27 protein-coding genes and 1 pseudogene are annotated in these 25,447 nt (G+C 72.2%); 11 read left to right on the top strand and 17 right to left on the bottom strand.

Features of this window, described 5'->3' with window-relative positions:
• Positions 1-5: 5 nt before the first annotated feature.
• Together ACZ4NT_RS30020 and ACZ4NT_RS30015 are read right to left on the bottom strand one after the other, a co-directional pair.
• On the bottom strand, positions 6-959 hold the full coding sequence (locus ACZ4NT_RS30020) for an asparaginase (protein WP_467728377.1): 954 nt from the start codon (positions 957-959) through the stop codon (positions 6-8).
• A 119-nt stretch (positions 960-1,078) separates the two neighbouring features.
• Complete coding sequence (locus ACZ4NT_RS30015; protein WP_467728376.1) at positions 1,079-1,723, bottom strand: RsiG family protein; 645 nt, start codon at positions 1,721-1,723, stop codon at positions 1,079-1,081.
• Between the two features lie 173 nt (positions 1,724-1,896).
• Between ACZ4NT_RS30015 and dtd the strand changes: the two genes are divergently transcribed.
• Positions 1,897-2,334: a D-aminoacyl-tRNA deacylase gene (gene dtd / locus ACZ4NT_RS30010; protein WP_121404655.1), complete on the top strand. Its 438-nt coding sequence runs from the start codon at positions 1,897-1,899 to the stop codon at positions 2,332-2,334.
• Positions 2,335-2,357: 23 nt separating this feature from the next.
• Here dtd and ygfZ read toward each other — a convergent pair whose 3' ends face one another.
• The 6 genes from ygfZ to ACZ4NT_RS29980 form a co-directional block, all read right to left on the bottom strand.
• Positions 2,358-3,332 (bottom strand): CAF17-like 4Fe-4S cluster assembly/insertion protein YgfZ, encoded by a 975-nt coding sequence (gene ygfZ, locus ACZ4NT_RS30005; protein ID WP_121402161.1) that lies wholly within the window; start codon positions 3,330-3,332, stop codon positions 2,358-2,360.
• Positions 3,333-3,342: 10 nt separating this feature from the next.
• Positions 3,343-3,780, bottom strand: a complete 438-nt coding sequence (locus tag ACZ4NT_RS30000) for a transcriptional repressor (RefSeq protein ID WP_121402160.1) — start codon at positions 3,778-3,780, stop codon at positions 3,343-3,345.
• 16 nt (positions 3,781-3,796) lie between these two features.
• Positions 3,797-4,372: a heme-binding beta-barrel domain-containing protein gene (locus ACZ4NT_RS29995; RefSeq protein ID WP_121402159.1), complete on the bottom strand. Its 576-nt coding sequence runs from the start codon at positions 4,370-4,372 to the stop codon at positions 3,797-3,799.
• 261 nt (positions 4,373-4,633) lie between these two features.
• Positions 4,634-5,605 carry a hypothetical protein gene (locus ACZ4NT_RS29990; RefSeq protein ID WP_121402158.1) on the bottom strand — a complete coding sequence of 324 codons (972 nt, stop codon included), beginning with the start codon at positions 5,603-5,605 and terminating at the stop codon, positions 4,634-4,636.
• Complete coding sequence (locus tag ACZ4NT_RS29985) at positions 5,602-6,555, bottom strand: hypothetical protein (RefSeq protein WP_467728375.1); 954 nt, start codon at positions 6,553-6,555, stop codon at positions 5,602-5,604. The genes ACZ4NT_RS29990 and ACZ4NT_RS29985 overlap by 4 nt, the downstream gene beginning before the upstream one ends.
• Positions 6,552-7,370, bottom strand: coding sequence for a hypothetical protein (locus tag ACZ4NT_RS29980; protein WP_467728374.1), 819 nt, complete (start codon positions 7,368-7,370; stop codon positions 6,552-6,554). Before ACZ4NT_RS29980 ends, ACZ4NT_RS29985 begins: the two co-directional genes overlap by 4 nt.
• Positions 7,371-7,517: 147 nt before the next feature.
• Here ACZ4NT_RS29980 and ACZ4NT_RS29975 point away from each other — a divergent pair, with 147 nt between their 5' ends.
• On the top strand, positions 7,518-7,880 hold the full coding sequence (locus ACZ4NT_RS29975; RefSeq protein WP_121402157.1) for a DsrE family protein: 363 nt from the start codon (positions 7,518-7,520) through the stop codon (positions 7,878-7,880).
• 31 nt (positions 7,881-7,911) lie between these two features.
• On the opposite strand, the gene ACZ4NT_RS29970 is transcribed toward ACZ4NT_RS29975, so the two are convergent.
• The 8 genes and pseudogenes from ACZ4NT_RS29970 to ACZ4NT_RS29935 form a co-directional block, all read right to left on the bottom strand.
• A complete protein-coding gene (locus ACZ4NT_RS29970; protein ID WP_121402156.1) occupies positions 7,912-8,175 on the bottom strand; it encodes a DUF3099 domain-containing protein in 264 nt (87 codons plus the stop codon).
• A gap of 89 nt (positions 8,176-8,264) precedes the next feature.
• Positions 8,265-8,552 carry a DUF1416 domain-containing protein gene (locus tag ACZ4NT_RS29965; RefSeq protein ID WP_054232391.1) on the bottom strand — a complete coding sequence of 96 codons (288 nt, stop codon included), beginning with the start codon at positions 8,550-8,552 and terminating at the stop codon, positions 8,265-8,267.
• Positions 8,553-8,595: 43 nt separating this feature from the next.
• Entirely contained in the window at positions 8,596-9,435 is an 840-nt protein-coding gene (locus ACZ4NT_RS29960; RefSeq protein ID WP_121402155.1) for a sulfurtransferase, read from the bottom strand.
• Positions 9,436-9,585: 150 nt separating this feature from the next.
• The gene (locus ACZ4NT_RS29955; protein WP_350310325.1) at positions 9,586-9,666 is read right to left on the bottom strand and encodes a putative leader peptide; all 81 of its coding nucleotides are present in this window, start codon (positions 9,664-9,666) and stop codon (positions 9,586-9,588) included.
• 307 nt (positions 9,667-9,973) lie between these two features.
• Complete coding sequence (locus ACZ4NT_RS29950) at positions 9,974-10,714, bottom strand: LmeA family phospholipid-binding protein (protein ID WP_121402154.1); 741 nt, start codon at positions 10,712-10,714, stop codon at positions 9,974-9,976.
• Between the two features lie 125 nt (positions 10,715-10,839).
• Positions 10,840-12,138, bottom strand: coding sequence for a hypothetical protein (locus ACZ4NT_RS29945; RefSeq protein WP_467728373.1), 1,299 nt, complete (start codon positions 12,136-12,138; stop codon positions 10,840-10,842).
• Positions 12,139-12,145: 7 nt separating this feature from the next.
• Positions 12,146-12,400, bottom strand: coding sequence for a MoaD/ThiS family protein (locus ACZ4NT_RS29940; protein WP_121402152.1), 255 nt, complete (start codon positions 12,398-12,400; stop codon positions 12,146-12,148).
• 62 nt (positions 12,401-12,462) lie between these two features.
• Positions 12,463-13,318: pseudogene (locus tag ACZ4NT_RS29935) on the bottom strand (alpha/beta hydrolase).
• A gap of 280 nt (positions 13,319-13,598) precedes the next feature.
• Between ACZ4NT_RS29935 and ACZ4NT_RS29930 the strand changes: the two are divergent.
• Both ACZ4NT_RS29930 and ACZ4NT_RS29925 read left to right on the top strand, forming a co-directional pair.
• The gene (locus ACZ4NT_RS29930; protein WP_467728372.1) at positions 13,599-14,417 is read left to right on the top strand and encodes a response regulator transcription factor; all 819 of its coding nucleotides are present in this window, start codon (positions 13,599-13,601) and stop codon (positions 14,415-14,417) included.
• A gap of 23 nt (positions 14,418-14,440) precedes the next feature.
• Positions 14,441-15,463 (top strand): LacI family DNA-binding transcriptional regulator, encoded by a 1,023-nt coding sequence (locus tag ACZ4NT_RS29925; protein WP_121402149.1) that lies wholly within the window; start codon positions 14,441-14,443, stop codon positions 15,461-15,463.
• A gap of 49 nt (positions 15,464-15,512) precedes the next feature.
• Here ACZ4NT_RS29925 and ACZ4NT_RS29920 read toward each other — a convergent pair whose 3' ends face one another.
• A complete protein-coding gene (locus ACZ4NT_RS29920) occupies positions 15,513-17,264 on the bottom strand; it encodes a trypsin-like serine protease (protein WP_121402148.1) in 1,752 nt (583 codons plus the stop codon).
• Between the two features lie 353 nt (positions 17,265-17,617).
• Between ACZ4NT_RS29920 and ACZ4NT_RS29915 the strand changes: the two genes are divergently transcribed.
• The 7 genes from ACZ4NT_RS29915 to ACZ4NT_RS29885 all read left to right on the top strand — a co-directional run bounded on the left by ACZ4NT_RS29915 (position 17,618) and on the right by ACZ4NT_RS29885 (position 25,339).
• A complete protein-coding gene (locus tag ACZ4NT_RS29915) occupies positions 17,618-18,808 on the top strand; it encodes a S1C family serine protease (protein ID WP_467728371.1) in 1,191 nt (396 codons plus the stop codon).
• 38 nt (positions 18,809-18,846) lie between these two features.
• Positions 18,847-19,038, top strand: a complete 192-nt coding sequence (locus ACZ4NT_RS29910; protein WP_467728370.1) for a hypothetical protein — start codon at positions 18,847-18,849, stop codon at positions 19,036-19,038.
• A 132-nt stretch (positions 19,039-19,170) separates the two neighbouring features.
• The gene (locus tag ACZ4NT_RS29905; protein WP_121402145.1) at positions 19,171-19,902 is read left to right on the top strand and encodes a response regulator transcription factor; all 732 of its coding nucleotides are present in this window, start codon (positions 19,171-19,173) and stop codon (positions 19,900-19,902) included.
• The gene (locus tag ACZ4NT_RS29900; protein ID WP_121402144.1) at positions 19,899-21,356 is read left to right on the top strand and encodes a sensor histidine kinase; all 1,458 of its coding nucleotides are present in this window, start codon (positions 19,899-19,901) and stop codon (positions 21,354-21,356) included. The genes ACZ4NT_RS29905 and ACZ4NT_RS29900 overlap by 4 nt, the downstream gene beginning before the upstream one ends.
• 124 nt (positions 21,357-21,480) lie before the next feature.
• Entirely contained in the window at positions 21,481-21,903 is a 423-nt protein-coding gene (locus ACZ4NT_RS29895; RefSeq protein WP_121402143.1) for a DUF6507 family protein, read from the top strand.
• The gene (locus tag ACZ4NT_RS29890; RefSeq protein ID WP_467728369.1) at positions 21,900-24,476 is read left to right on the top strand and encodes a hypothetical protein; all 2,577 of its coding nucleotides are present in this window, start codon (positions 21,900-21,902) and stop codon (positions 24,474-24,476) included. Before ACZ4NT_RS29895 ends, ACZ4NT_RS29890 begins: the two co-directional genes overlap by 4 nt.
• Positions 24,476-25,339, top strand: a complete 864-nt coding sequence (locus ACZ4NT_RS29885; RefSeq protein WP_467728368.1) for an immunity 49 family protein — start codon at positions 24,476-24,478, stop codon at positions 25,337-25,339. The genes ACZ4NT_RS29890 and ACZ4NT_RS29885 overlap by 1 nt, the downstream gene beginning before the upstream one ends.
• Positions 25,340-25,447: the final 108 nt, after the last annotated feature.

The following is a 25,447-nucleotide window of genomic DNA, read 5'->3' as shown; positions in this document are numbered from 1 at the left end:
GCCGCTCAGAACGCCGCGCGGATCTCCCCGACCTCGCGGCCGCCGCCCAGCAGGGGCGTGTGCCCGATGCGGGACAGCACCGCCGCGTCCACCTCCAGCAGGGCGAGGGCGCGGGCCAGGACCGGTCCCAGCGCCCGGGTCGAACCGTCGTCGATCTTGAAGGCGAGGGCGCGGCCGTCGGGCAGCGCGACCGCTTGGACGGCCTCGGCGCCCATCTTGGACAGCGCGCCGGGCACCTCCCGCATGAGCCAGGTGTCGGGCCGCCGGGTACCGGCGACGTACTCGGGGTGGGCGCGCATCGCGTCGGCGACACGGCGTTCGGCGGAGCCGGCCGGCGCCAGGACGAAGGAGCGGAAGGCCCTCGCCAGACCGGTCAGGGTGATCGCCATCAGCGGGGCCCCGCAGCCGTCCGTGCCGACGGCGGCCACCCGCTCCCCGGCCGCCTCCTCCACCACGGAGTGGATCAGCTGCTGGAGGGGGTGGGCGGCGTCCAGGTAGGAGTCCAGGGGCCAGCCGCGCTGCAGGCAGACGGCGAGCATGGCGGCGTGCTTGCCGGAGCAGTTCATGGTGACGCGGTCCCGGACCGCCCCGGCCGCCAGATACGTCTCGGCCTCGACCGGGTCCAGCGGAAGGTCCGCCGGGCACTGCAGCTGCTCCGGGGTCAGTCCGTGCTCGGTCAGCATCTTGAGGACCAGGTCGCGGTGGAAGGGCTCGCCCGAATGGCTGGCGGCGGCCAGCGCCAGACGCTCACCCGCGAGGTCCAGGCCCGCACGCAGGACGCCCGCGGCCTGCATCGGCTTGTTCGAGGAGCGGGGGAAGACGGGTGCGGTCACGTCTCCCAGGGCCAGCTCCACCGATCCGTCCGCGGCCAGCAGCACCAGGCTGCCCCGGTGACGGCCCTCGACGAAGCCGGAACGGACGATCTCGGCGAGGACGGGGGGTATGGCGGGGACGGACATCGCGGTGGCCTTCCGGAGCGGGACCCGCCCCGGCGACGGCGGAGCGTGCGCCGCGGTCGCCCGGTCGGGGCGCCGGGATCACTCCGGCCGGGGCGCCCGGGATCGCCGGGGCCGCCGCGTCACATGAGCAGGTCGTCTACTTGTGCTTCTCCCTCACGGTACCTGCGGGCGATCTCCGCGCTGCAATCGTCCGCGGTGCGCTGGAGACGCTGGCGCCGCCGCGAGACCTGCTGCTCGTAGCGCACGAGCCGGCCCAACCCGTCGTTCAGCTCGTCGTCCGTGCGGGCCTCCAGATCCGACAGCTCCACCTCGGACAGCATGTCCGAGGCCAGGCGCCGGTACTCCTCGCCGTGCGGGGTGCCGACCGTCACGTGCCGGGCCGAGGAGCGGTGCCGTGCGGGCGCGTCCGTGAGGATCTCCGGGAGCCGGTCGACCAGCGACAGCTGCGCGACGAGTCCGGGCGGCGCCGGGAGCCCCCCGCGGCGCGCCAGCTCGGCCCGCAGGATGTCGATGCGGCCCTGGAGCAGCCGCCGTACGTAGCTGAGGTCGGCCTCGTCCCGCTGCGCGTCGCGGCGCAGGGTGCGCAGGTCGGGCAGGCCCAGTACGGCGAGGTCGGGCTCGGGCGGGTCCACGGTCAGCGGGCTGTCGGTGCGCTGCGCGGGCGGCCGGTGCGCGGCGCCCGGGTCCTCGGCGCCCCCGCGCGGACTGGTCCGGGTCAATGACACGGTCCCGGGCGGGCGCCCGGTACTGCTCGGTGTGCTCATGTGCCTCTGCCGTCCCCTCGACCGGTGCGGTCCACCGCGTATGAGCTTCGCGGTACACGCATGGTGCCACCCCAAGGGCCCGCTATGTGACCGAGTGCCCCCGATCGGCCCCAGATGGGGGGTTCGAACCCCCCGTAAATCACGCGAAGGGCCCGCACGGCATGATGGTCCGCATGCGTGCGGTGGTGCAGAGGGTGGACGGCGCGAGCGTCGTCGTGGACGGGGAAGACGGCCCGGAGACGGTCGGCGAGATCAGCGGTGAGGGACTGTGCGTCCTGGTGGGGGTGACCCACGACGACACCAAGGAGAAGGCGGCCCAACTGGCCCGCAAGCTCTGGTCGCTGCGGATGCTGGGCGAGGAGCGCTCCTGCTCCGACATCGGCGCTCCGCTGCTGGTCGTCAGCCAGTTCACGCTCTACGGCGACGCGCGCAAGGGCCGCCGCCCCACCTGGAACGCGGCCGCGCCCGGTGCGGTCGCCGAGCCCCTCGTCGACGAGGTGGTCGCCCAACTCCGTTCGCTGGGCGCGACGGTGGCGACGGGCCGGTTCGGCGCGAAGATGCGGGTCTCGCTGACGAACGACGGCCCGTTCACGGTCCTGCTGGAGATGTGAGCGCCGCTGCCCCGGTCGGCGGCCTACGGTTCCACGACGACTTCCTGGGCCGCCGCCGTGGTGTCGGCGAGCAGCCGCGCGTCCGGCGGGACGTTCCGCTTCACCAGGGCCAGCGCGATGGGACCCAGTTCGTGGTGGCGCACGGACGTCGTCACGAAACCGATCTTGCGGCCGTCGGGCCCGTCGTCCGCGACGCGCAGTTCGGTGCCGTGCGGCGGCAGGTGGACCTCGCTGCCGTCGAGGTGCAGGAAGACCAGCCGACGCGGGGGCTTGCCCAGGTTGTGCACGCGGGCGACGGTCTCCTGACCGCGGTAGCAGCCCTTCTGCAGGTGCACGGCGCTGCCGATCCAGCCCAGCTCGTGCGGGATGGTGCGGTGGTCGGTCTCGAAACCGAGGCGGGGCAGGTGGTGTTCGACCCGCAGGGCCTCGTACGCGAGCAGCCCGACGGCCGGGCCGTGCTGCGCGGTGTCCGCCGCGAACGCCTCCAGGTCGGCCCGCGGCAGGAAGAGGTCACGCCCGTACGGCGTCTCGCGCACGACGACGCCGTCCGGGACCTCGGCGATGGAACCGGCCGGCAGGTGCACCACCGCGAACTCGCCCGTGCGGTCGGCGACTTCGACGCGGTAGAAGAACTTCATGGACTCCAGGTACGCGATCAGCGCGTCCTGCGTGCCGGGCTCGGTGTGCATCCACACCGTCTCGCCGTCGTCGACGAGGTACAGCGCGTGTTCGATGTGGCCGTGCGCGGAGAGGATCAGCGCCTCCGTGGCCCGGCCGGCGGGGAGATCGCTGACGTGCTGGGTGAGCAGCAGGTGCAGCCAGCTCAGCCGGTCCGAGCCGGAGACGGCAATGACACCGCGGTGCGAGAGGTCGACGAAGCCGGTGCCGTCGGCGAGGGTCCGCTGTTCGCGGAACAGATCGCCGTAGTGGGCTGCGACACCTTCGTCCACACCCTCGGCGGGGACAGCGCCGGGCAGGGACAGCAGGGGGCTCTTCATACGCCTAAGCCTACGACTTGGTATTTGAAGACTTGAGCGTGCAGTTCTTGCAGCGCCCGAAGATCGCGAAGTGCTTCATGTCCGTGTCGAAGCCGAAGGTGTCCCGCAGCTTGGCGGTGAACTCGGCGGCCACCTCGACATCGGCCTCGATGACGTTCGTGCAGTCCCGGCAGACCAGGTGGATGTGGTGGTGCCGGTCGGCCAGGTGGTACGTGGGAGCGCCGTGCCCGAGGTGTGCGTGGCTGACCAGACCGAGCTCCTCCAGGAGCTCCAGGGTCCGGTAGACCGTGGAAATGTTGACCCCCGACGCCGTCTTCCGCACTTCGATGAGGATGTCGTCGGGGGTCGCGTGCTCCAGGGTGTCCACGGCTTCGAGGACAAGCTGGCGCTGCGGCGTCAGCCGGTAGCCGCGCTGCCTCAGGTCGCTCTTCCAGTCGGTGCTCACCACACCAGAGAGTCTAGGTCTACTTGAAGAAAGCGATCCCGTCGTCCGGCATGTCGTCCGGGAGGGCCTTGGCCCAGCGCTCGACGTCCTCCGGACTGACGACCTTCTTCAGGTGCGCGGACATGTAGGGGCGCAGCTCGACCTCGGGGGTCTGCTTCTCGCCGACCCACATGAGGTCGCTCTTCACGTAGCCGTAGAGGCGCTTGCCGCCGGTGTACGGGCCGGAGGCGGCGGTGCGGGCCACGGCGTCCGTGACCAGGTCGATCTGCGGCTTCTTGTCGGCCAGCTCGCCGTACCAGATCTCGACGACGCCGTCGTCGCGGGTCATGACGACCTCGACCTTGCGGTTGCCGTCGATCCGCCAGAAGCCGGACTCGGACTCCAGCGGCCTGACCTTGTTCCCGTCGGCGTCCAGGACCCAGGTGTGCGAGTGGTACTCCAGGAAGTCCCGTCCGTCGTGGCTGAAGGAGACCTCCTGCCCGAAGTTGCACTTCTCGGAACCGGGGAAGTCGTGGACGCCCGCGCCGGCCCAGTTGCCGAGCAGGAAGGCGAGCGGGACGAGGTCCTTGTGGAGGTCGGACGGGATCTCGATCATGAGCAGCTTTTCGTCGGAGTCGTCGGGGACGTCGCGGAGGTCAGGGACGACGCGCGGTCAGCGCTGGCCCTGGTACAGCTTCTTCACGGTCAGCCCGGCGAAGGCGAGGACGCCGACGCAGACCAGGACCAGCAGGGCTTCGAAGAATGCCTCAAGCACGGGGTGCTCCTCGATTGAGCGGTTGGGCGGTGTACACAAGAGCCGGGCCCCAGCTTACGCGGCGGGGGCCCGGCTCTCTCAGCGAGGTGCGTCCGGGGCGGCTCAGTCCAGCAGCTGGCTCTGCAGGGTCACCGTCTGCTGGAACGGCACGGCCGCGGCCAGCCCCTTGCGGGACTGCACGATCAGCGCCACGGTGTCGCCGGCGGAGAGGTACGCCTGCCTGACCTGCTCCGGGCCGTACGGCTTGGCCTCGACGTAGACCGAGCGGTTGACGTTCTCGATGCGCGCGGCCTCGGGGTAGTCCTCGTCGCCGACGGACTCGGCGGCGCCGCGCACCGGGTACTTCGGGCCGCCGAACGCGGTGAGGTCGTCGCCCCGGTACACGTCCTCCGCCACCGCCGCGGTGCCGAACTGCAGCAGGTAGATCCGCGTGTGGGTGCCGTCCTTCGTGGTCCAGCCGCGGGCGGCGACGTGCCGCAGCCCGTTGTCGGTGAGGGTCTGGCCGAACTCCTCGCGGTCGTCCTTCGAGGTGTACTCCGCCAGGAAGTCCTCGGTCGGCAGCCAGCCGTCCTCGCCCGTCAGCGCCGGATCCGCCGTGGCACCGCGGGGCGCGGGCAGCAGCAGCGCGCGCAGGTCGGCGTAGTGGGCACCGGCGGTGTTCTCGTCGGCGAACGGCCGCGGGCTGCCCTCCGGCACCGGCGGCCTGGTCAGCTGCGGGTAGTCCCAGCGCCCGTCCGACTCGGTCGCGAGACCCGGCACGTCGGTGCGCTCCATCCGTGTGATGCCGTACGCCGTCGACGCGCCGACCGCCGCGAAGACGGTGACGGCCGCGGTCCAGCGCAGGACGGCCCGCAGCACCCTGCGGTCCTTCCTGACGGGCGGCCCGGGCGCGGGGGACGGCTGTCCGTCCGCGTACCCGGCCGGCGGGAGTCCCGGCATCGGCGGGGCGACGAGGGGCCCGGGCTGCGGGGCGGGCTGCGGGGCCGGCGCCCCGGTGGCCGGCGCCTCGGCCGTGTGGGTCCCGGAGACGTGCTGTGCGGCCGTCTCGGGCCCGGAGACCTGCTGCTCGGTCATACCGCCTCCCCCGGGTCGCTGACGAGGTCGAGCTGCTCGCGGAGCAGGCTCGCCACGCCCTTCTTGTCCAGCTTCTTGCTCCCGGTCGCCGTGGCGGAGATCAGGATGTCGCCCTCGTAGGCGGAGCAGATCATCATGTCGAGCTTCTCGTCCGCGTCGGTGGGCGGCAGGAAGCACCGGGCGTTCTTGTGGCCCTCGATCTTCGGCCCCTCGCGGAAGATGCTCAGGGTGTCGAAGAAGTCCTGCTGGGCGGTGGCGACGGAGCGCACGGCGCCCCGGCTCCCCATGCGCGACAGCACGATGTCGACGACGAAGGGCTTCTCGTCGGCGAACGAGGAGCCGGCGCTCGCGGAGCCGAGGTAGCTGCGCATCGCCATGCCCTTGATCCGCTGCCTGTCGATCAGCCGCTCCAGCTGCCGGCGCTGGGAGCGCGGCAGGTCCCTGACCGACTCCTTGCGCAGCTCGGTGGCCTGGCGGCCGGTCAGCTCGGCGTCCGAGCCGAACTCGCCCATGTCGGGGCCGCGCCCGTAGCCGCTGCTGCCGCCGAAGGGCAGGAGCAGGGCGCCGAGCCCGGTCTTCCGGGCCTCGGCGGGCTTGTCGTCCGCCACGGTCTTCGGGAACTGCCAGCTCGGACGGCCGGGGTCGCGGTCGGCGTCCTGCACGGACACCACGGTGTATCCCGTGCCGCCCAGGACCGCGAGCAGCAGGACGCCGGCGCCGGCGAGGGCGGCGATGCGGCCGCGCCGACGGGGCGTGCGGGGTGCCGGCTGCGCGTCCGGCACGGGCACCTCGGCGTCGGGCACCGGGGCCTGTGCGGGAGCCCCGGGTGCGGCCGGGGCGGCCGGCTCCGCGGGAACCGGTACCGCGGGGGTACCGGTCGCGGGAGCCGGGGCCGGTGCGGCGCTCGCGGGCTGTACGGGCTCCTCGGGCCCGTTCCGGTCGTCCGTCACAGCCGCTCCATCTGCCGCTTGGCCAGGTCCATGATCTTCTTCTTGGGGATCGGCTTCGTGTCGTAGATGTAGATCTCCAGGGCGATGTCGCCGCGCCAGGCATGCGCCTCGGCCGAGTACACCGGCACGTAGCCGGGCTCGGCCTCGGGCTTGGTGGCGACGTAGACCTCGCCGTCGCCGGTGCCGGGGATGGGCCAGCTGTCGTTGTCGGCCTCGCGGCCCGCCCAGTAGTGGCCGTTGTCGGCGGAGCCGGCCGCCGCGGGAGCCTCCTCCTGGCGGTACTGCACCAGGCGGACCTCGACACTGCGCGTGGAGCCCTCGCGCCAGGCGACGGCGGCGGCCCGCCGCCATTCGTCCCCGTAGGAGTGCTCGAAGGCGACGGCGGGCTTCTTGAAGGTCTCCGCGTAGTCGGCCATGCTCAGCCAGCCGTCGTCCACCAGGCTGAACTCCGCGTCGCGCGCCCCGCTCGGTCGTTTCACGAGCAGCTTGCGTAGGTCGCCCTCGGTCTTGACCCGGCGGTCCTGCGCGGCGGAGAGCGGTTCGACCTCGCCCTTCGCCTGCTTGACGACGGGCTGGGACAGCGGGGGCAGCGCGGTGGGATCGCGGTCCACCTGCACCAGGTAACCGGTGCACGTGCCCGCGACGACGCCGAGCACGGCGGCCGCGGCGACGAGCAGCGCCGTGCGTCCGCGCCGACGGACCCGCGGCACGGGCGGGACGGCGCCGGCGGCGTCCGGCGGCGCCGGGGTGTCCGGGTCCGCGGGTGCGTCCGGCAGCACCGGTGGAGCCGGGATCTGTCCGGGTCTTTCCGGCACTCCGGAATCTTCAGGTGATCGGGGTTCTTCCAAGACGTCCCCCCACAGAACGTGAAGCACGGATTCCGTATCCGCGCGCACAGGAGACCCATGGATGGTGCACCGAGTTGTACGGGACTTGATCACGATTCGGACTACCATTCGGCCATGGCGAAAAAGCTCGTGATCAAGGTGACCGCGGGGGCCGACGCCCCCGAGCGCTGCTCGCAGGCGTTCACCGTCGCGGCGGTGGCCGTGGCCAGCGGTGTCGACGTCTCCCTCTGGCTGACCGGCGAGTCCGCGTGGTTCGCCCTGCCGGGCCGGGCCGCGGAGTTCGAGCTGCCGCACGCGGCCCCGCTGCCCGAACTGATCCACTCGATCATGTCGGCCGGACGCATCACCCTGTGCACCCAGTGCGCGGCCCGCCGCGACATCACGGAGAAGGACGTCCTCCAGGGGGTGCGCATCGCGGGCGCCCAGGTGTTCGTGCAGGAGGCGATGGCCGACGGGACGCAGGCGCTCGTCTACTGAGCGGCCCCGACTGAGCGGCCCAGGGGGCGGCCTACGACTGCCGGCGCCTCTTGCCGTCCAGCTCGTCCCACCACTCGTCGGACTTCGGGTCCCCCGAGGGGTCGTCCCACCACCGGTCCTCGGGACCGCGCCGGTTGGCCACCATCGCCGCCACCGGCGGGATCACCATGGCCACCAGGCACATGCCGACGGCCGCGGGCACCGACCAGATCCGCACCACCGACCAGGCCAGCACGAACAGCCCGATGCACGTCGCCATCAGGGCGAAGTAGGCGTGCCGCCGTCGCGCGTACATACGTCCAGCGTAGGGCGGGAACAGCCGAAGGGCCGCACCCCGAGCGTCCAACCCGGGGGTGCGGCCCTTCGGCCGTTCATGGGGCGTCGTCAGACGGCGATCGCGACCTCGGCGAGGCCGCCCGTCTGCGCGACGACCGTACGGTCCGCGGTGCCGCCGGGGACCAGCGCCCGGACGGTCCAGGTGCCCTCGGCCGCGTAGAAGCGGAACTGTCCGGTCGCCGAGGTCGGGACCTCGGCGGTGAACTCGCCCGTCGAGTCCAGGAGTCGGACGTAACCGGTGACGGGCTCGCCGTCGCGGGTCACCTGACCCTGGATGGTGGTCTCACCGGGCTTGATCGTCGAGGCGTCGGGGCCGCCGGCCTTCGCTCCACACATAAGTTCTGTCCTTCGGGTGATGAGGGGTCGCGGAGGCCGCGGGTTACTTGTTGGCGCCGAGCTCGATCGGCACGCCGACCAGGGAGCCGTACTCGGTCCAGGAGCCGTCGTAGTTCTTGACGTTCTCGACACCGAGCAGCTCGTGCAGCACGAACCAGGTCAGCGCGGAGCGCTCACCGATGCGGCAGTACGCGATCGTGTCCTTGGCGAGGTCGACCTGCTCGTCGGCGTAGAGCTCCTTGAGCTCCTCGTCCGACTTGAAGGTGCCGTCGTCGTTGGCGTTCTTCGACCACGGGATGTTGCGGGCGCTCGGGACGTGGCCCGGACGCTGCGACTGCTCCTGCGGCAGGTGGGCCGGGGCCAGCAGCTTGCCGGAGAACTCGTCGGGCGACCGCACGTCGACCAGGTTCTGCGAGCCGATCGCGGCGACGACGTCGTCGCGGAAGGCGCGGATCGCGGTGTTCTGCGGCTTGGCCTTGTACTCCGTCTTCGCGCGGGTCGGGACCTCGTCGACCAGGTCGCGGGAGTCGAGCTCCCACTTCTTGCGGCCGCCGTCGAGCAGCTTGACGTTCTCGTGGCCGTAGAGCTTGAAGTACCAGTAGGCGTACGACGCGAACCAGTTGTTGTTGCCGCCGTAGAGGACCACCAGCGTGTCGTTGGCGATGCCCTTCTCCGACAGGAGCTTCTCGAAGCCCGCCTGGTCGACGAAGTCACGGCGGACCGGGTCCTGGAGGTCCTTCGTCCAGTCGATCCGGATCGCGTTGCGGATGTGGTTCTTCTCGTAGGCGGACGTGTCCTCGTCGACCTCGACGACGGCCACGTTCGGGTCGTCCAGGTGCTCCTGGACCCAGTCGGCGTCTACCAGGACGTCGCTGCGGCTCATGCTCGTTCTCCTCCGGGGCAGTTGCGGCGGGGCTGTGCGGTGGGGCGGGGTGCGCGGTACACGGTCACGACAGCGGTGGCGTCCGCGGCACACGAGGGCCCTGACGGGGATGGCCCGAGGGCCGGGAATGCGGAAGTACGCGGCTTCCGCTCAGAAGGTGCGACAGAGCATGGCGGCGACGCGGCACAGGTCTACTGCCCGCCGCTTCGTGAGATCCGCCTGTCGCTTCATGACTGCGATCGTAGGGACGGACGGGCGCGGATGTCACCGGTGTGTCGCATTATGAGACGCGATCGTCCGTGATGTGGGATGCCACGCCCCGGCGCGGCGGCTCCGGCCCGGTTTCCGGGCGCCCGGCCCGCCCCGGCGCCTGCCCGGCGGACCACCCGTCTCGCCCATCGGACGCATGTCCGGCCGCAAGGAACCGGGCCCGACGGGGACGCGACCCCGCGGAGGACGGCCCGCCGGCCGCCCCGTCCTGCCCAGGGAGGGGCCCGTCCTGTCCGCTCCGCCCCGTCCTACCCGGGGAGCGCCCGTCCTATCCGACCAGCCGGACGTCGGAACCCTTCACCGTGATCTCGACGCCGCCGTCCGCCGCCTGGACCTTGTCGAGCACGATGCCGCCGGGCAGCTCGTCGATCTTCTGCTCGAAGTCGGTGATGGAGCGGATCTTGCCCTCGGCGAGCTCGACGCCCAGCTTGGGCAGCGTGTCGGCGTGCACCTTCACCGTGTCGCCCGCGACGCTGACCGAGCTGAGCACGGAGACCGGCTGGGGCAGCTTGGTGCCGAGGACGGTCGCCTCGACCTTGACCTTGATCTTGCCGCTGCCGCCGTCCGAGAGGCCGACGACCCGGGCGGTGACACCGGGCGCGACCTGGACGGGCTCGGACTTGGCGGTCTTGAGCAACTCGTCGTAGGTGATGGTGGCGGTGCCGGTGGCCCGGTCGGCGGTGGCGGAGCTGTAGTCGCCGCTGAAGGCGACGCCGTGCATCTCGGCGTTCAGGTCGTCGATGCGGATCGACTCGGCCGCGGACTTGCCACCCGTCGAGGCCTCGTAGTTCCGGATGCCGATCTCGACGTCGTCGAGTTCGCCCCCCGCGACCTGGGTGAGGAACGGGAAGCCCTTGATGGACACGTCGGGGGTCTCGGTCAGGCCCTCGCTGGTCTTGATCCGGTCGGCCGCCTCGTCCTCGGCGAACCCGACCGCCACGCGGTCCGCGATCACGAAGAGACCGCCCAGGATCACGACGACGATCAGAAGTATTCGCAGTGCGCGCATGCTCGGTGTTCCCCCACTCGGCGGCCGGCCAACGACCTGAGTGGCCGTCCAGCGTGAGCCTAATCCCGCGGGACCCCCGATCGGAGGGCCCCGCGGAGTTGTCGATCAGCTGTGACGAACCCGTGCTAGCCGAGGGCGCGTCCCAGGAGGTAGACCGCCGGGGCCGCCGCGGTCAGCGGGAGCGCCACGCCGGCCGTCATGTGGACGAAGCGGGACGGGTAGTCGTAGCTCGCGACCCGGTGCCCGACGAGCGCGCAGACACCCGCCCCGAGGCCGAGCAGGGCGCCCTGGGTGCCGAGGTCCGTCATGCCTCCCACCGCGATGCCCGCACCCGCGGCGGCCAGCAGGGCCACCACCACGGACGCCGCCGTCGGCAGCGGCAGGGCGCGCGCCAGGACCGCCACCGCGACCGCCGCGGCGCCGACGGTCACCGCGTCCGGCTCGGCGGCCAGGTGCCCGGTGGCGATGATCGCCAGTGCGGCCGAGGCCACCGTCGCCGTCAGGCCGTACATCCGGGTGTCCGGATCGGCGTGGCTGCGCAGTTGCAGCACCAGGGTGAGCAGGACCCACACCCCGAGGGTGCCGAGGATCGCGGCGGGCGCGTTCTCCCGCCCCGCCGCGAGCACCGCGGCGTCCGCGACCAGCGCTCCGGCGAAGGCCAGCGCGATGCCCTGCCGGGCGGGCCACATGCCGTTCAGGCGGAACCAGCCGGCCGCGGTGACGGCCTGCAGCAGCACCAGGGGGACGGCGAGGGCGTACTGCCCGGCCGTCGCGGCACCGGCGAGCAGCAGCCCGAGCAGGGCCGTGAGGGCCGCCGGCTGCAGGCCCGGTTCGATGATGGGCGACCGGCCCTCGGCCCGGGCCCGCTGGGCGTCGGTGATCCGGGGATTTCCGGTGACGGTCGGCGGACCGTATCCGGCCGCGGCGGCGCCCTCCGCGGAAGCACCGCCGACGGGCCCGACCGGTTCGGCGGGCCCGGTGGGTCCGGCCGCCGCGTGGCCCGTGTCGGGGCCGGATCCGGCCGCCCCGTCCCACGGGGTGTTCCCGGAGTCCGCGGCACCGGTCCATGCCGCGTCGGGCGCCGGGGCACCCCACTGGACGCCGGGGTCGGCGGGCCCCCGCCACTGCTCCGCCGGGGCCTCCGGCGGCAGCGGCCGGCCGTGCGTGCCGTGCGGGTCCGGATCGGCGTATCCCTGCGGAGGCAGGTACGCGGTGTCCGCGGCGGAGGCGTGCGGCTGCGCCTGGGTCTCCCAGGTCTGCCCCTCCCACTGCTGCGTGTACTGGTGGGCCTGCTGCTCCTCGTCGTACCCCTGCTGCCCGGGCCAGCCGGGCTGCGGCCGGGCCGGATTCCGCGGCTGGGCCTGCTGGTACGGGTCGTACCCCTCGTACGGGGGTTCGTACGGCTCGTAGGGCTGGTTGCTCATGCTCTCGTCACCCTCCTGCGAACGGCGGGAGCACCTCGACCGTGCCGCCCTCGGCCAGCCGTACCGTCTCATGTCCGCGGGTGCCCACGGGGTCGCCGTCGACGAGGAACGAGCATCGCCGCAGGACCCGGACGAGTTCACCGGGGTGTCGCTCGCGCGCCGCGTCGAGCGCCTCGGCGAGCGTGCCCGCCTCGTACGGCTCCTCGGCGACGCCGGCCGCGGCCTTGGCGGCGGCCCAGTACCGCACCGTGCCCTTTGCCATCTGGTTCCTCGATCAATGGTGAAGTCGGTGCCGGCGTCGTCCGTGGCGCCGGCACGGCCAGGCTAGCCCGCGTGTGCGGCGGTCCAGCGCCCGATACGGTCCAGCAGCTCGTCGCCGGCCGCGTTCTCGGCGTGGCCCATCCCGTGCTCCAGCCAGAGTTCGGCGTGGCCCGCGGCGGCCTCGGCCAGCATCCTCGGGTGGTCGACCGGGAAGTAGCCGTCCCGGTCGCCGTGCACGATCAGCAGCGGGGTGGGGGCGATCAGCGGGACCGACTCGACGGGGGACGGCGGCACCGGGTCCCACTCGCGGTGGTGGATGCGGGTGCGCAGGCCGTAGCGGCCGACGACGCGGCCCGCCGGGCGGGTCACCAGCCAGTGCAGCCGCCGCATGGGGGCGGTACCGCGGTAGTACCAGCGAGCCGGCGCACTCACGGCCACCACGGCGTCGACGCGCGCCTCCGTGCGCCCCTCGTGCTCCACGCCCGCAGCCGAGCCGCCCCCCGCCGCATGGCGCAGCACCACGGACCCGCCCATCGAGAAGCCGACGGTGGCCACCCGGGTGTGCCCGAGCTCACGTGCCCACGCCACCGCGGCCGCGAGGTCGAGGAAACTCCCGGTCGCCGACCGTGGACCGGCCGCCGGAGGCCCCGTGGCCTCGGAAGGAGAACGTCACGACGGCCGCGTACCGGGCGAAGGCGTCCGCCGCCCTGCGCAGGTGAGGGCGTTCCAGGTCGCCGGTGAAACCGTGCGCGACGACGATCACCAGGTCCCCGGACGGACCCGTTCCGGGGGTGTACGCGGCGTCGACCGTCACCCCGTCGGCGGTACGCAGAAACCTCCGCAGAGGCGTGCGGGCGCCTGTCTCACCTGGTGGAATTCTGGGAGATCGCGTCACACGACCTGCCGGACCTGAGCTCATGTGGGCTATTCTCCTGGGCAGAGGACTCGGGCAGAGACGCCCCCGGGTCCTTTTGTGCTTTCTGAAGCGTTGTATACGAAGCCGGTATACGAAAGCGGTTCGGAACCGGCGCAGCGGGTTCCCGGGCGCGGGATCCGCACCGGAGTACGAAGCAGTGCCGCAGACTCCCCCACGCCCCAAAGGCGTGGGAGGTGCCCCCAGCAGGGACCGAGGAGGAACCAGACGTTATGGGCGAGCAAACCGTGCACGAACGCAGGACGACCCAGGCAGGTGGGGCGCGATGAGTTCTCTGCTGCTCCTGACCAATGCCCTTCAGCCGTCGACGGAGGTGCTGCCCGCTCTCGGCCTGCTGCTGCACAACGTGCGGGTGGCCCCGGCGGAGGGCCCCGCGCTCGTGGACACCCCCGGTGCCGACGTCATCCTCATCGACGGCCGCCGCGACCTCCCGCAGGTCCGCAGCCTGTGTCAGCTGCTGCGGTCCACCGGGCCCGGCTGTCCGCTGATCCTCGTCGTGACCGAGGGCGGCCTCGCGGCCGTCACCGCGGACTGGGGCATCGACGACGTCCTGCTCGACACCGCGGGTCCGGCCGAGGTCGAGGCGCGGCTGCGGCTGGCCATGGGCCGCCAGCAGATCGTCAACGACGACTCCCCCATGGAGATCCGCAACGGCGACCTCTCGGTGGACGAGGCGACGTACAGCGCCAAGCTCAAGGGCCGGGTCCTGGACCTGACCTTCAAGGAGTTCGAGCTCCTGAAGTACCTCGCGCAGCACCCGGGCCGCGTCTTCACGCGCGCCCAGCTGCTGCAGGAGGTCTGGGGCTACGACTACTTCGGCGGCACCCGCACGGTCGACGTCCACGTACGGCGGCTGCGCGCGAAGCTCGGACCGGAGCACGAGTCGCTCATCGGAACCGTCCGGAACGTCGGTTATCGATTCGTTACGCCGGAAAAGGTCGACCGCGGAGCCGACGAGAAGAAGGCCAAGGCGGCGCAGCCAAAGCCGGATGAGGCGGACGAGACGGTTCACCTCGATGCCGCGGACGCCTCCGGGGCGGCGGCGAAGGTGCAGGAAGCCGCCGTACGACCTGCCCAGAGGTAGGTCCATCCGCGTAGACTCCGCGCGTGGCCAAGGTGACTCGGGATGATGTGGCGCGACTGGCGGGTACCTCTACCGCCGTCGTCAGCTATGTCATCAACAATGGACCCCGGCCGGTCGCCCCGGCCACGCGCGAGCGTGTCCTCGCGGCGATCAAGGAGCTGGCCTACCGGCCGGACCGGGTCGCCCAGGCCATGGCCTCGCGCAAGACCGAGCTCATAGGCCTGATCGTGCCGGACGCCCGCCAGCCCTTCTTCGGGGAGATGGCGCACGCGGTCGAACAGGCCGCCGCCGAGCGCGGAAAAATGGTGCTGGTCGGCAACTCGGACTACATCGCGGAGCGCGAGGTCCACTATCTGCGGGCCTTCCTCGGGATGCGGGTGTCCGGGCTGATCCTCGTGAGCCACGCCCTCAATGACAACGCTGCCGCCGAGATCGAGGCCTGGGACGCCCGCGTGGTCCTGCTGCACGAGCGTCCCGAGGCCATCGACGACGTCGCGGTCGTCACGGACGACACCGGCGGCGCCCAGCTCGCCACCCGCCACCTCCTGGAGCACGGCTACGAGTACGTCGCCTGTCTGGGCGGCACGGCCGATACGCCCGCCGTCGGTGACCCGGTCTCCGACCACGTCGAGGGCTGGCGGCGCGCGATGCAGGAAGCCGGCATCCCCACCGAGGGCCGGCTCTTCGAGGCCCCGTACAACCGCTACGACGCCTATCAGGTGGGCCTTCAGCTGCTGGCCGGGCCCGACCGGCCGCCGGCCATCTTCTGCTCCACCGACGACCAGGCGATCGGCGTGCTGCGGGCCGCGCGCGAGCTGCGCATCGACGTGCCGGGCGAGCTGGCCGTGGCCGGCTTCGACGACGTCAAGGAAGCGGCGCTGACCGATCCGCCGCTGACCACGATCGCGTCGGACCGCTCCGCGATGGCCCGCGCCGCCGTCGACCTCGTCCTCGACGACGGGCTGCGGGTCGCCGGGTCGCGGCGGGAACGGCTGAAGCAGTTCCCCTCGCGACTGGTCGTGCGCAGGTCCTGCGGCTGCGAGTAGCGGCGGACGCACAGGCCGGCCGTGGCCGGCCCGCGCCCCCTCCGGCTCCCTAGAACAGCAGGTTGTACTGGTTGAAGCCGGTGCCCAGGCTGATCCGCGGACCGAACAGGCTGCCGGACGCCTTGTTGGTGCCGGGGTACAGCCAGAGCGTGCCGCCGGAGTCGCGGGTCACGACGTCGGCGATGCCGTCCCCGGTCGTGTCGCCGTTCGCCACGTACGCGGTGAAGTTCCAGCCGGTGCGGGCCTGGATCCGGGCCGACCAGGGCGTGTGCTCCTGCTGCGTGCCCCGGTAGAGGTACAGGACGCCCGAGCTGTTGCGGACCAGCAGGTCGGCCCGGCCGTCGCCGGACAGGTCGCCGTGACCGAAGATCTTCACGTTCTTCCAGGCTCTGTCGACGACCTTGACCCGTCCGTAGAACTGGCCGGTGCCCTTGCCCGGGTAGAGGTAGACCGAGCCGTCGGCGTCCACCGCGACCAGATCGGGGCGGGCGTCACCGGTCATGTCGCCGGGGATCGCGTACGACGTGTAGCCGCCCCACACCGAGCTGATCTGCATCCAGGTGTACTCGCCGGAGGCGTGGTCGAGGTACAGGCGGTGGAGCTTGCCGTCGGCCTTGTCGCGGATGATCCAGTCCTGGAAGGAGTCGCGGTCCAGGTCGGCCTGCAGGCCCCAGCCGATGCCGTCCCAGCCGCCGCCCACGTACTGCCGCTGCGCGAGCGAGGTGCCCTTGCTGTCCTGCTCGAAGAGGCCGCCGGACGGCGTGCGCGCCAGCAGGTCCGCACGGCCGTCGAAGGACTCGTCGGTGTCGTCGATCCGCGGCTGGGCCGCCCAGGTGTACGAGGAGACCTTGGTGAACACCGGGTAGGCGCCCTGGGCTGTGCAGCCGGCGACGCCCCAGGAGACGATGCCGACGACCTTGCCGCCGAACACCACCGGGCCGCCGGAGTCACCGTTGCAGGGGCTCTTGGTGCCCTCGTCGGTGCCCGTCGCCGGGGTCCCTGCGCAGAACATGGAGCCCTCGACGAAGTCGTCCTCGCCGAGCACCGAGCGCATCGCGGAGTCGCAGGTGGCGTCCTCGACCATCGGCAGGCTCACCTTGCGCAGCGTCGCCGACAGGTCGGCGTCCGCCGCACCGGAGGTCAGGCCCCAGCCGTAGACCGTGGCCTCCTGCCCCGGGGTGTACCAGGGCGTGTCGTTGGCGGCCGCCAGCCGCATCCACGGCTGCTCCAGCGGTCGGTCGAGGGTGAGCACCGCGATGTCGTTCTGGATGGTGTCGGGGTTGTAGCGCGGGTGGTTCCACTGGCGCCAGACGCCCGCGACGGTGCCGGTCGTGTCGTCGAGGAGACCGGCGGTACCGGCCACCACGGCGCCGTTTCCGGCCCAGTCGAGTCCGGCGACGCAGTGCGCGGCGGTGAGGACCTTGTTCGGGGCGACCAGCGTGCCGCCGCAGAAGTAGCCGTCGCCGGTGTCCGGGTCGTAGTAGGAGAGCTGGACCATCCACGGCGCGGACGCGATGCCGGTCGTGCTGCCGCCGATGATGAACGGGGTCTTCCGGGGTGCCTTCTCCGGGGTCGCCTGGTCCTGTACGGCGTTCAGGTAGCGGGCGCGCAGCTCCGCGTCGGAGGCGGCCGGCGCGGGAGCCGCGGACCGGGCGACGCCCGCCCCGGGCAGTCCGGGCGGGGTGTCGGCGGCGGTCGCGGGCTGCGCGAGGACGCCGGCGCAGCTCAGCGCCAGCGCGAGTGCGGCCGCGGGAAACGCCGCGGCGGGGCGTCTCAGACGGGCGCGCAGGGCACGTATCACTCAGGGCTCCTGGTCGGTGGGTGTCGCCCGGACCCTTGGCGACGTGCGGGGCCCGGAAAGGGACTGGCTGGGCCCGAGAAGGGCGTACGACGCACCGGCCCGGACCGCGCTTGGCAGTCGGGCGAAACCGCGGAGCCCCCCTCCGGCGCGGTGATCGTAGGCCGGGGCCGCCGTCCGGCACACGGGCCGCGCAGGGGGCAGACAAGTATTCGCCCGGGGCCTTCCGTGCCCTCACGCCGGCGCAACCCCCCGTTTGCCGGGGCCGAGCGTCTTTATATCGGGCATACGAGGTTCTGTCGGGCTTCTCAGCGGCCACTCAGGGAGCTCTCATGATGGGGCGCGAGTCTGCATCCATGACCGAGAGCTTCCGCCGCAGCGGCGCGTACGAGCACCCCGAGCAGGGCGACCAGTCCGGGTACGGCCAGGGCCGGCAGCCCGCGTACCCCCGGCAGCAGCCCGCCTCCTCCCCCGTGAACCCCGAGTGGCCGCCCCCTCCGGCCTACGACCCGGTGACACCCGTCGCCGTCGCGCCGGGCACCACCGTGTGGCCGGCGTCCGGGTACGGCGGCGGGCACGGCGGCGAGGGCGGCGCGGGCCCCTTCGCCGGCCACCCCGGACCGCCGGACGCCCCGACCGCGGTCCCGGCCGCGCCCGGAGCCGCCCCGGCCCCCCGGCGCACCCGGGGCCCGCTGGCCCTGCTGGCCGCGGTGGCGATCGCGGCGGCGGCCGTGGGCGGCGGCACGGCGTACGCGTTCCAGGAGCTGACCGGCAAGGACACCGTGTCGAGCAGCACGAGTACGCACGTCGTCCCCGTCAGCAAGAAGGGCACGGTCGCCGGGGTCGCCTCGGCGGTCAGCCCGAGCATCGTGGAGATCAGCGCCACGTCGAACTCGGGCCGGTCCACCGGCTCCGGCGTGATCATCACCGGCGGCGGCGAGATCATCACCAACAACCACGTCATCTCCGGCGCCTCCTCGATCAAGGTGACGACCGACAACGGCAAGTCGTACACCGCGAAGGTCGTCGGCACCGACAGCAAGAAGGACCTGGCGCTGATCGAGCTGGAGAACGCGCCGTCCGGGCTGAAGGCCGCCACCCTCGGCGACTCCTCGGCCGTCCAGGTAGGCGACGAGGTCGTCGCGATCGGTTCCCCCGAGGGCCTGACCGGGACCGTCACCAGCGGCATCGTCTCCGCGCTCGACCGCGACGTCACGGTCTCCACCGAGGAGAGCCAGGAGCAGGGCGGCGGCAGCGGCCAGTGGCCCTTCGAGTACGGCGGCCGGGAGTTCAACGGCGACACCGGCTCCTCCACGACCACGTACAAGGCGCTGCAGACGGACGCCTCGCTGAACCCGGGCAACTCCGGCGGCGCGCTGATCGACATGAACGGCAACATCATCGGGATCAACTCCGCGATGTACTCGGCCGCCTCGGACTCCTCGTCCGGCTCGTCGAGCGCGGGCAGCGTCGGCCTCGGCTTCGCGATCCCCGTCAACACCGTCAAGGCAGACCTGGACTCCCTGCGGGCGGGCTCGGGCAGCTGAGCCGTCCCGTCCGGGAACCCGTCATCCAGGAGGTCGACATGAGCACGCAGGTTCCGTTCCGGCAGGTCCGCCACACCCTCGCGGACGGTGACCCGGCCGGGCTCGGCCTGGCCCTCACCGTCGCCCGCGCGCTGCACCGGCCCGTGGGGCGGGCCCCCGAGGTGGCCCCGGCCGCCGCCCGGCCCGCCCGCCGGTCCCGCGACCGGCGCCGCGCCGTCGCCGGCGGCTGAGGCCGTCCGCCGCACGTCCCGGCTCCCGGCTCCCGGCTCCCGTACGGGCCCGGTCCCTGCTGAGCAGTCCGGAAACGTGCGAGGCTGAAAGTCCCCGCACCCGTCCCACCGCACCCGAGGAACAGAACGCCGATGAGCCCCGCCGAAGGCGACCGTGAACCCCAGCGCATTCTGATCGTCGACGACGAGCCCGCGGTGCGCGAGGCACTCCGGCGCAGCCTCGCCTTCGAGGGGTACGGCACCGAGGTCGCCGTGGACGGCGCGGACGCGCTGGAGAAGGCGACCGCGTACCAGCCCGACCTGGTGGTCCTGGACATCCAGATGCCCCGGATGGACGGGCTGACGGCGGCCCGCCGGATGCGCGGCGCCGGCACGACCACGCCGATCCTCATGCTCACCGCCCGCGACACCGTCGGCGACCGGGTCACCGGGCTCGACGCGGGCGCCGACGACTACCTGGTCAAGCCCTTCGAACTGGACGAACTCTTCGCCCGCATCCGGGCTTTGCTGCGGCGCAGCTCGTACGCGGCCACGGCGATCGGCACCCCGGAGGACGACGCGCTCACCTTCGGCGACCTGCGCATGGACCTGGCGACCCGTGAGGTCACCCGGGGCGGGCGGCAGGTCGAGCTGACCCGCACGGAGTTCACGCTCCTGGAGATGTTCCTGGCCCACCCGCGCCAGGTCCTCACCCGCGAGCAGATCCTCAAGGCCGTCTGGGGCTTCGACTTCGAGCCGAGCTCCAACTCCCTGGACGTGTACGTCATGTACCTGCGCCGCAAGACCGAGGCGGGCGGGGAGCCGCGCCTGGTCCACACGGTGCGGGGCGTGGGGTACGTGCTGCGCTCGGGCGGCGCGGAGTGAAGGGAGTCCGCCGGCGTTTCCGCTCCCTGCCGATCCGGTCCCGGCTGGCCCTGCTGGTCGCGGCGGCGGTGGCGTTCGGGGTGGCGGCGGTGTCGGTGACCTGCTGGTTCATCGTCCAGGGGAAGCTGTACGACGAGGTGGACAGCGATCTGCGCGCGGCGAGCGGCCCCCTGCGGTCCGAACTGGTGGACGCGGTCGTCGCGAACTGCACCACGACGCCCGCCGAGCAGGAGGACCCCGGCCCTCAGCCGGCCACCTACTACATCCAGGTGATCAAGTCCGACGGCACGGCCTGCGTCTTCTCGAACTCCGCGGGCGCGGTGAAGGTGACCGGCAGCGACACCACCGTCGCCGAGAACCCGACCCGGGGCACCGGGCCGATCCACAACAGCACCGACGAGGACGGCAACGCCGTACGGGTGCTGACCTCCCCCCTGATCGGCAGCGGTCCCAGCGGCCCCCGCCTGTACAAGGACGCCGCTCTCCTCATCGCCTTCCCCCTCCAGGACACCGACAAGACGCTCGACGACCTCGCCCTGCTGCTCCTCCTCGTCTCCGGGATCGGTGTCGTCGGTGCCGGGGCCGCCGGTCTCGCGGTCGCCCGCGCCGGGCTGCGGCCGGTGGACAAGCTCACCGAGGCGGTCGAGCACGTCGCGCGGACCGAGGACCTCACCATCCGCATCCCGGTGGAGGAGGACGGCGAGGACGAGATCGCCCGGCTGTCCCGCTCCTTCAACTCGATGACCGCGTCGCTGGCGAACTCCCGCGAGGTGCAGCAGCAGCTCATCGCGGACGCGGGCCACGAACTGCGGACGCCGCTCACCTCGCTCCGCACCAACATCGAACTGCTCGCCCGCAGCGAGGAGACGGGCCGCGCGATCCCCCCGGCGGACCGCAAGGCGCTGCTCGCCTCCGTCACGGCGCAGATGACCGAACTGGCGGCGCTGATCGGCGATCTGCAGACGCTGTCGCGCTCGGACTCCGGCCAGACCGGCGACCGCGTCCAGGTGGTGGCGCTGCAGGACACGGTGGACGCGGCGCTGCGCCGTGCGAGGCTGCGCGGACCCGAGCTGACGATCTCGGCGGACCTGCACCCGTGGTTCGTCCGCGCGGAGCCCTCCGCCCTGGAGCGCGCCATCGTCAACGTGCTGGACAACGCGGTGAAGTTCAGCCCGGAGGGCGGCACGGTCGAGGTCGCGCTCGACGGCGGGGTCCTCACCGTCCGCGACCACGGTCCCGGCATCCCCGCCGACGAACTGCCGTACGTCTACGACCGGTTCTGGCGCTCCCCGTCGGCCCGCGCGCTCCCGGGCTCAGGGCTCGGCCTGTCCATCGTGGCCCGCACGGTCCAGCAGTCCGGCGGCGAGGTCTCGCTGGCGCCCGCGGAGGGCGGCGGGACGGTCGCGACGGTTCGGCTGCCCGGCGCGCCCACTCCTCCGCCCGAGACTCCCTAGGCCCCAACTGCCTCTGCGGGGAACTGCGTTGCCCCCACACGCGTCTCTTTGGTACGAATGATCGGCCATTGCCGAGAAAACGTTGCTGATGAACGTGACTGTCAAAGGCTTTACGGGGGCTGGAATGACAGCTTGGGACATCGATCCCGTCGGCGTGCAGGCCACGCTGACGACGACCGGCGAGGCGGGCGGGGACCTGGAGAAGGCCGCCACCTCCCTGGTGACGAACATGGCCAGCGCGGCGTCCTCGGCGGGGACGGCCGTGCCCGGCGGACAGTTCCACGGGCCGATGGTCGGCCCGGTCCCGGCCGGCACGCCGCGCGTACCGGTGGGCCCGGTCGCCGCCGCGCTGAGCCAGTACCTGGAGGAGCGCCAGAAGAAGCTGGCGTACATGGCGCAGCGGACCGTGAACTCCCTGAAGGGCGCGGTGGCGGCGACCAACGCCTACAACCAGGGTGACCTGGACATGGCCGCCGACGCGCAGGCGGCGGCGCTCAAGGAACCGAAGATCGACCTGCCGGGCGCTCCCGCGGGCGGTGCCAAATGAGCGACCAGACCGCACTGAACCCGGACGAGATACCGAAGTTCACCGGCAGCCTGGAGCAGCTGGAGAAGGACGTCTCCGCGCTGAGCACGGACGCGTTCGACCTGTGGGACGCGGGGTCCCAGATCGACACCCGGTTCAAGGGCCTGTCCGCCTACTACGAGGCGCCCGAGGCGGAGAAGCTGTTCGCCACCACCGCCCCGGTGGCCAAGGCGGGCGACGAACTGTGCACCGAGGTGGGCACGGTCGCCTCGGCGCTGGGCGCCTACGCCACCGAGATCCGCCCCATCGTCGCCAAGTTCGAGAGCCTGCGCCGCGACGCCGCCGCCTTCGCGAGCAGCATCGCGGACGACGACGACTGGCGCGAGGACGCGGACCTGGTCGACGAGAACAACGCCCGCCGCGACGAGGTCAACGCCGCCTGGACCGCGTTCCAGGCGGCCGAGCGCACCTGCTACGGCAAGATCGTCGCGCTCATCGGCGGCTCCCCCCTCATCGTCAACGACGGGTCCAACAAAGAGGGCATGTACGGCTACCGGGCCGAGGACCTGAAGCTCGCCGAGGGTCTGCCCTGGGGCGATCCGGTCGAGGAGTCCACGCCCTGGTACCAGATCCACGAGCACCTGTGGGACTTCACCAAGGGCTTCTTCGTCGACGGCGTGTGGGGCACCATCAAGGGCCTGGGCACCCTGGTCGGCTTCGACGGGTGGGACGCGGCGGGGCAGGCCTGGACCGGCCTCGGCAAACTGCTGACCGGCCTCGTCATCACCGGCATGCCCATCGTCGGCACCGCCTACTGGCTGGTCCCCGACGACAAGCTGCCGTCCTGGCTGCGCGACTCGCGCACCGCGGTCGTCGAGACCGGCAAGGCCCTGATCGCATACGACGAGTGGGGCAAGAACCCCTCGCGCGCGGCAGGCGCCGTCACCTTCAACGTCCTGACCACCATCTTCACCGGAGGTTCGGGCACCGCCGCGAAGACCGGCGCCATCGCCAAGGCGATCTCCTTCGCCGGCAAGGCCGGCCGCATCGTCGACCCGATGACGTACGTCGCCAAGGGCGTCGGGGTCGGCATCACGCGTCTCGGCGACGTGATGGCGAGCCTCAAGGCGGTCACCAACGGCACCTACATCAAGCTCGCCGACAGCACCTTCAAGATCACCGACCAGCCGCTGAAGACGGACGTGCTGCCCGCGGGCCTCACCCCCGAGAACACGGTCCGCATGGAGACCCCGAAGGGCGAGGTCGTCTACCTCGACACCAAGACGCTGGTCATGCACAACGCGGACGGCACCGTGCGGGAGTCCCTCGCGGACATCGCGCACGAGGGCACGGCCGCCGAGCGCGTCACCTCCGAGCACGGGGCGACCCCCGGCCGGGACGGCGAGCTGGTCGGGGTCGGCGCGCACACCGCGGACACCGTGGGCACGGTCGGCCGGGGCGGCGACCCGGTCGGCACCGGCGGGACCGGCTCCCACCTGCCCGGCGGCCACGGCACCGACACGCTGCCGCCGCGCACCGGCGGCACGGGCGGCCACGGCACCGGCGGGACGGGCGGTACCGGCGGCTTCGACGGCCTGGACGACCTGGGCCGCGGCGGCGACGACGGCCTCGGCGGCGGCACCCACGCGGACGACACCGCCGGACCCACCGGCGGCGACCACACCCCCGGGGACCCGCAGGGCGGGCGCCCGGCGGAGGGCACCCCGCGCGAGATCATGCAGCGCCAGGTCGACCTGGCCAACAACGACCCGGCCTGGTTCAAGGAGCACTACCGGTCCAACGGCTACCGCAGGTTCGCCGACCAGGAGGTGTTCGGCCAGCGGCTGCCGACCCTGGTGCCCGACCCCGCCAACCCCGGCAAGTGGATCTCCAAGAGCGACCTGCCGCCGGCGACCCCGGCGAAGTACCTCGACCCGAACCCCGCGGTGGGCACGCGGGTCGACGTCCCGAAGGACACCCTGGGGCAGCTCGACGAGTGGGCGAAGGCGCGCCAGTCGGCGATCGATGCCGACAACATCGCCGAAACGGACCTCAAGCACGCCGAGGAGGCCTACAAGGCCCATCCCACTGCGGAGTTGGAGGCGGCCAGGGATGCGGCCGAGACCGCGCACTCACCTCTGCACGGCCAGATGCTCAGGCAGAGCGAGATGTTCGGCGAGAACGTCGCGGAAACGCACGCGATCCCCGAGCACTACGAGAACGCGACCCGGGTGGACAACCGCGCGCTCGGCAACAACCGCTTCGACCAGGTCTACCGGACGCAGGACGGCCGATACGTCGTGGTGGAGGCGAAGGGTTCGCTCAAGGCCGGCCTCGGTGACCGGACGAGCTACCTGGGCAACCGGGTCCAGCAGGGCACCAGGGAGTACTTCGAGACGATTCTCCGGGAGATGGAGAAGCGTTCCCTGAGGACACGGGACGTCGCCGAGAAGAACCTGGCGAAGAGCCTGCGCGAGGCCCTCGCCGCAGGAAAAGTAGAGTATGTGGTGGTCAAGGCCGACGCCGCGCCGGGCGGCAAGTACGCCGGCTACGAGATGAAGAAGTTCGACCTCAGCGAAACCAGGAGCCCATGATGCCCGAGCGCGTTGTCCGCGAGGAACTGCCTCCGTCCGGGGATCCGACCGAGTTCATCGCGAGCGTCGACCGCGACCTGATCGAATCCGTCGAGTCGCTCTCGGACTCGCCCGAGATGTTCGGACTGACCTTCAGCAGTGCCCTGAGCACGGCGAACCTGCACTGCCTCCACGACCCCACTGCCAACACCTCCGAGACGTGGGAGGCCTGGGTCGCCGCGATGCAGGTCGGTTCCGCGCTGTTCGCCGCGGCGACCACCGACCAGGACACCGTCGAGTGCGTCATCGCGCACAAGACGCGCACGATCCCCGCCACCGGGCCGAAGCACTTCACCGACGCGGGCAACTGGATCACGGCGTTCTGGCTGGCGGTCGTGTGCCGCGACCAGACCCGGATGACCCAGCTGGCCGGGGTGCCCATCGACGTGCTGCGGGCTTCCGGCGCGGTCTACGACGACTACATCTACGACTGGGTGGACGCGCTCCAGACGTACTGGACGGAACGCCCCGGGCTCGGCGAGAAGTTCTCCGCGGCCTTCGAGGGCACCGACCCGGACCGGCTCCGGGTCGCCGACCGGGAGCTGATGCTGCAGATCCTCTACCCGCCGCTGAACCTGTTCCTGCAGTTCCTCAAGCGGGACACGGAGCAGTTCAACGAGGGGCTGGTCCAGGCGCTGCGGCTGCACAAGGCGTACTGGACCAAGGACGAGGACCGCCGGCTGTCCACCGACGGCGCGGTCGCTCTCGGTCCGCTGGCCATCGCCTGCCTCGCCCTCGACGTCGGCATGCCGGTCGAGGTCGAGTCCGAGTACCTGCCCCGGCACCTGCTCCAGCGCAGCTGGCTCGGGGAGTTCCCCACCTGAGGGACCAGGACCCGTGCGGCTGGGGGGGGGGGGGGGGGGGGGGGGGGGGGGGGGGCGGGGGGGGGGGGGGGGGGGGGGGGGGGGGGGGGGGGGAGGGAGGAGAAGAAC

Source organism: Streptomyces sp. NPDC026417 (assembly GCF_055567695.1).
This window is presented reverse-complemented; position numbering and strand designations above follow the sequence as displayed.

Bases quoted from the DNA above. Each gene is read 5' to 3' on its own strand.
- ACZ4NT_RS30020 (WP_467728377.1), bottom strand. From the start codon at position 959: ATGTCCGTCCCCGCCATACCCCCCGTCCTCGCCGAGATCGTCCGTTCC.
- ACZ4NT_RS30015 (WP_467728376.1), bottom strand. From the start codon at position 1,723: ATGAGCACACCGAGCAGTACCGGGCGCCCGCCCGGGACCGTGTCATTG.
- dtd (WP_121404655.1), top strand. From the start codon at position 1,897: ATGCGTGCGGTGGTGCAGAGGGTGGACGGCGCGAGCGTCGTCGTGGAC.
- ygfZ (WP_121402161.1), bottom strand. From the start codon at position 3,332: ATGAAGAGCCCCCTGCTGTCCCTGCCCGGCGCTGTCCCCGCCGAGGGT.
- ACZ4NT_RS29995 (WP_121402159.1), bottom strand. From the start codon at position 4,372: ATGATCGAGATCCCGTCCGACCTCCACAAGGACCTCGTCCCGCTCGCC.
- ACZ4NT_RS29990 (WP_121402158.1), bottom strand. From the start codon at position 5,605: ATGACCGAGCAGCAGGTCTCCGGGCCCGAGACGGCCGCACAGCACGTC.
- ACZ4NT_RS29975 (WP_121402157.1), top strand. From the start codon at position 7,518: ATGGCGAAAAAGCTCGTGATCAAGGTGACCGCGGGGGCCGACGCCCCC.
- ACZ4NT_RS29970 (WP_121402156.1), bottom strand. From the start codon at position 8,175: ATGTACGCGCGACGGCGGCACGCCTACTTCGCCCTGATGGCGACGTGC.
- ACZ4NT_RS29965 (WP_054232391.1), bottom strand. From the start codon at position 8,552: ATGTGTGGAGCGAAGGCCGGCGGCCCCGACGCCTCGACGATCAAGCCC.
- ACZ4NT_RS29960 (WP_121402155.1), bottom strand. From the start codon at position 9,435: ATGAGCCGCAGCGACGTCCTGGTAGACGCCGACTGGGTCCAGGAGCAC.
- ACZ4NT_RS29955 (WP_350310325.1), bottom strand. From the start codon at position 9,666: ATGAAGCGACAGGCGGATCTCACGAAGCGGCGGGCAGTAGACCTGTGC.
- ACZ4NT_RS29950 (WP_121402154.1), bottom strand. From the start codon at position 10,714: ATGCGCGCACTGCGAATACTTCTGATCGTCGTCGTGATCCTGGGCGGT.
- ACZ4NT_RS29945 (WP_467728373.1), bottom strand. From the start codon at position 12,138: ATGAGCAACCAGCCCTACGAGCCGTACGAACCCCCGTACGAGGGGTAC.
- ACZ4NT_RS29940 (WP_121402152.1), bottom strand. From the start codon at position 12,400: ATGGCAAAGGGCACGGTGCGGTACTGGGCCGCCGCCAAGGCCGCGGCC.
- ACZ4NT_RS29930 (WP_467728372.1), top strand. From the start codon at position 13,599: ATGAGTTCTCTGCTGCTCCTGACCAATGCCCTTCAGCCGTCGACGGAG.
- ACZ4NT_RS29915 (WP_467728371.1), top strand. From the start codon at position 17,618: ATGACCGAGAGCTTCCGCCGCAGCGGCGCGTACGAGCACCCCGAGCAG.
- ACZ4NT_RS29910 (WP_467728370.1), top strand. From the start codon at position 18,847: ATGAGCACGCAGGTTCCGTTCCGGCAGGTCCGCCACACCCTCGCGGAC.
- ACZ4NT_RS29905 (WP_121402145.1), top strand. From the start codon at position 19,171: ATGAGCCCCGCCGAAGGCGACCGTGAACCCCAGCGCATTCTGATCGTC.
- ACZ4NT_RS29895 (WP_121402143.1), top strand. From the start codon at position 21,481: ATGACAGCTTGGGACATCGATCCCGTCGGCGTGCAGGCCACGCTGACG.
- ACZ4NT_RS29890 (WP_467728369.1), top strand. From the start codon at position 21,900: ATGAGCGACCAGACCGCACTGAACCCGGACGAGATACCGAAGTTCACC.
- ACZ4NT_RS29885 (WP_467728368.1), top strand. From the start codon at position 24,476: ATGCCCGAGCGCGTTGTCCGCGAGGAACTGCCTCCGTCCGGGGATCCG.